Genomic DNA, 3,989 nt, shown 5'->3' with positions numbered 1-3,989 from the left:
CACCCTAGCGAGGTGTATTTTATAGCATGGCTATACAAATACGAATCTCGCTCTGATTGGTTTTATTCTCTTATTCTCTTATTATACTGCTAAACTTTTCCTGCTGCAATATAATAAGAGATGAATACAAAAAACATAAATAGGGATATATTCAAAATGAATATATCCCTATTTATGTTTAATCTTTAAACTGGTCTACGCTTTAAAATATTAATATCTACCTCATGGCGACCTGTCATATTCTTTAAAACTTCAACACTTTCTATAACTTCTTTCACATCTTTAGAAACATTTTTTACAGCCGTTTCTATTAAGTCTGTTTTCTCATCAATCAGTGCATCCGTATTTTTAAATGAAAATTCATACTGCTCTTTATGTGATGTTTGTACTTCTACAATTATATTTATATGTTTTCCTATAGTCTCAAGCTCTATAGAGTTCTTTTTTACTTCCGTTTCAAGTCTAGTTACTTTGTTATCAATACTAGTTACTTTACTTTCAAGCCTTGTCTGACCTTCTAACAATTTAACCATCATATCTTTTAGTTCATTATCCAATGCTATCACCTCATCATTAATACGATTATATCATAATAATGATGTGTATTTATAGGTTTATATTAAAGTATAAAAACTACTACCGTCTTCCACAATGGAACTTTCCTACGGGCTACCCTTCCATTGCTCCAGTTGGTTTTAAGTTAAGTTTAACTAAAGATTAATTAGCTTTAGTTTTTACTAAAATTATTATAAATATAGTGAACAACTACAGTTGTTGTTTTAAATGATTAACAGTACTTTGTTTTAAATGATTTGGGATGACTCTTAAGCATTGGTATGACTGGTTTCAAAAAATCTAATATGACGTTTCCGTAGTTAACTATGACCTTTGCGTAGTAAAAAATAAATCTAATATGACCTTTGCGTAGTTAACTATGACGTTTCCGTAGTCAAATATGACATGTTCTAATTGTTGACATAGTCATATTAAAACAGTAATATATTCCTATGGGGTGATATTATGGATAAAGATTATCTAGTGACTAAATCAAACTATTTCATTATGAACAGTAATTATGATTTAAGCTTAGAAGAGCAAAAGGTTATACTTACTTTGGCTAGTATGGTACAACCAACTGATGAACAATTTAAGCCATATAAATTTAAAATTTCTAATTTTATTAAACTTCTTGGAATTGAAACTCAAACTAAATATACTGAAATACCTAAAATAACTAAAGAACTTATGAAAAAGGTATTTGAAATCAATGATGGAGATACTTTAATTCAAACTGCATGGCTTAGTAGTGCAATATATAAAAAAGGGACTGGGAGTGTAGAACTAACCTTTAGTCCATATCTAAAACCTTATATGTTAAAATTAAATAGCATGTTTACACAATATAAACTAGCAAATATTTTATCTATGAAAAGCAAGTATTCACCTAGAATATATGAGATTTTAAAGTGTAATGAATTTAAAAAACAGGGGTATATAGAAATAGAAATGGGTGATCTAAGAAAATTACTAAACGCTGATGTAATATATCCTCTGTATGCTGATTTTAAAAGAAAAATTATAATTCAAACTCAAAAGGAATTAAAAAAAATAAGTGATATAAGCTTTGATTTTGAAGAAATAAAAACAGGGCGCAAAGTAACTTCGCTTAAATTTTACATTCATTCTAATAAATCTAAAGAAGATAAAACGATTGATTCATTGGTTCCAATGGCTGAAAATGAAGTGTCTGCAACATTAACAGAAATGGAAGAAGAAAGCCCAATTAAAAAAATTATAGCTATAATGAGTGACAGTAAAATAACAGCTCTTGAAGCTAAAAAAATATATGATAGCTCTAAAAATAATCTTGAAATAATTAAGAAAGTGTATGATGATGGTAAAAACAAAAATATACCGAATTTTATAGGATGGATGATAAGTATGGTTAAGCCAGGGGTTTACATAGAACCAAAGAAAAATTATGCTAAAGGTGCTTTTAATAATTATGAGCAACGTGCATATGATTTCGGCAAGTTGGAAGATGAATTATTAGGCAAGTATAAAGATAATAAGTCAGCTGAGGAAGATAGTATGAGTTGGGAAGAACAGTTGGTTGAATATAAGGAAATGAAGCCTTCATAAGTAGGGTTTGTGTAGCAATGGAATAGAAACGGCAATATGAATGCCTTTATCCATTGCCACACATATCCTGTCGCTATCGTTCCTAAAAATATACTTACATTTAGTAAGTAATTTTTTTGAATTTTAAAGGTATTTAAGTAAATTTGTTGAATTATATTAATGATTTAATAAACATTAATAAGAACATTAATAAATTTTAATAAAGTTTGTTAATGCTGAAAATGAGGTGTTATCAATATTATATACAGTTAAGCAAGCTAGTTTGGAATTAAGTGTTAGTATGCAATCAATTTATGTAAAAATAAAATTACCTGAATTTGCTGATAAAATCATTAAGAAACAAGGGCGTGCCTTTATTGATGATACTACATTAATGTTGATTAAGGATTCATTAAAGTCATCTTGTGACATTAATAATGATGAATATAATAATACTAGCAATGACGAGGTTGCTAGTGATTCAAGTGAGTTAAACATTAATAAAGATTTTATAGAAACTTTAAAATTACAGCTAAAAGTTATGAGTAATCAATTAAACGAAAAAGATAATCAATTAAAACAGAAAGATATACAGATAGGAGAACTTCATAATTTAATTGAAAATAGCCAAGTGTTATTAAAAGAGAAACCTCACCAGGATGTACTACAACTTGAAGAGCATTTTCAAGATCTTGATAATAAATTAATTGAAATAAAAGAAAAAATGCAGAATAAAGATCAGGATCATAGAGGAATATTCAAAAAAATATTCAGTAAATAATTAGGCTGTATAAACCCTAGATATATCAATGCTTTACAGTGGTGTTATATATTTTTTTAAGTTAGAATTATTTAGTATTAATTCTAAGTCACAACATTCTGACAAAAGGCTCTTTTGGTAATAACTGTCTTAACGTATGCTTTCCCCGTTTTGCGAGCACTACCCCATATTCAAATAAAAAAGACCAAATTATCTGCCATTTTTTCATTTTTTTATATATAATTATTCTAAAATAGTAAAAATGCAATACAAATAGATTGAAGGAGCATTCGTTATAATACTTTATTATTTGGAATGGTTTTTATTTTAGATTAAATCCAAGAAATCTTTATATATTACGAGCAATTCACAGAGATATGTGTTAAGGAAAGGTCATGTTTACAATATTTTCAAAAAAATATTGTAATTGTATGAAAAATATTATATATTTAATGGTATTAGTTAGTATTAATTGGATTTTTGAAAGCTTTTACCGATCAATAGCAAACTTATCGTAAGGTAAGGACGCAAAGCTATAGGGCCTTTTATTTGGAGGTAGCCAGTTGCAATCTAAATTTTTGTATTGCTAATAGAACAGTTGAGGCTTCCATTATTAAATTAATGTTAAAAACTGAACATTGTTATAGTTCAATTATTAATAAGGATGGGGGATTATAAATATGAGATACGTATCTAGGGCAGAAGAGATAATCATTTCTATTAAATCATTAATCAATAAGGACTATGCTTATAATAACGGAATGTTAGAAGAAATAGTATCGGCTAAGAAAGTTATTTGTGAACAAAATAACGAAATTGAAAAATTAAAGGAATTTATAAGAAAACAAGATAACGAGATTACTACTGAAGTAAATTCTAATATAATTATGAAAAAAGCACTGAAATCCCAGGAAGAATTTATCGTTAATATATCCCATGAACTTAAAACACCTCTAAATGTTTTGTCTGCGGCAGTTCAGTTATTTAGTATATACTGTAGTAATGGTTCATTAGACAAAATGAAGAGCTCAATTATTAAATATATTGGCTCAATGAAACAAAATTGCTATAGATTATCCAAACTTATTAATAACATAGTTGATTCATC

Annotated in this window: 4 protein-coding genes and 1 riboswitch; of the genes, 3 read left to right on the top strand and 1 reads right to left on the bottom strand. The window is 27.6% G+C overall.

Going from position 1 to position 3,989, the window contains the following annotated elements; genetic code table 11:
* Window positions 1-185: 185 nt before the first annotated feature.
* Window positions 186-557 (bottom strand): hypothetical protein, encoded by a 372-nt coding sequence (locus Q0649_RS11330; protein ID WP_298841742.1) that lies wholly within the window; start codon window positions 555-557, stop codon window positions 186-188.
* Window positions 558-1,020: 463 nt separating this feature from the next.
* On the opposite strand from Q0649_RS11330, the gene Q0649_RS11325 reads away from it, so the two are divergent.
* The 3 genes from Q0649_RS11325 to Q0649_RS11315 all read left to right on the top strand — a co-directional run.
* Window positions 1,021-2,142: a replication initiation protein gene (locus Q0649_RS11325; RefSeq protein ID WP_298841739.1), complete on the top strand. Its 1,122-nt coding sequence runs from the start codon at window positions 1,021-1,023 to the stop codon at window positions 2,140-2,142.
* A gap of 226 nt (window positions 2,143-2,368) precedes the next feature.
* Window positions 2,369-2,902 (top strand): hypothetical protein, encoded by a 534-nt coding sequence (locus tag Q0649_RS11320; RefSeq protein ID WP_298841736.1) that lies wholly within the window; start codon window positions 2,369-2,371, stop codon window positions 2,900-2,902.
* Between the two features lie 471 nt (window positions 2,903-3,373).
* Window positions 3,374-3,452: riboswitch (cyclic di-GMP riboswitch) on the top strand.
* A 109-nt stretch (window positions 3,453-3,561) separates the two neighbouring features.
* The coding region (locus tag Q0649_RS11315; protein WP_298841733.1) for a HAMP domain-containing sensor histidine kinase at window positions 3,562-3,989 on the top strand (428 nt) is incomplete at its 3' end.

The organism is uncultured Clostridium sp. (assembly GCF_937920395.1).
Taxonomy (GTDB): domain Bacteria; phylum Bacillota; class Clostridia; order Clostridiales; family Clostridiaceae; genus Clostridium_AD.
The sequence above is the reverse complement of the archived record's forward strand: the minus strand, read 5'-3'. Positions and strand labels throughout refer to the sequence as shown.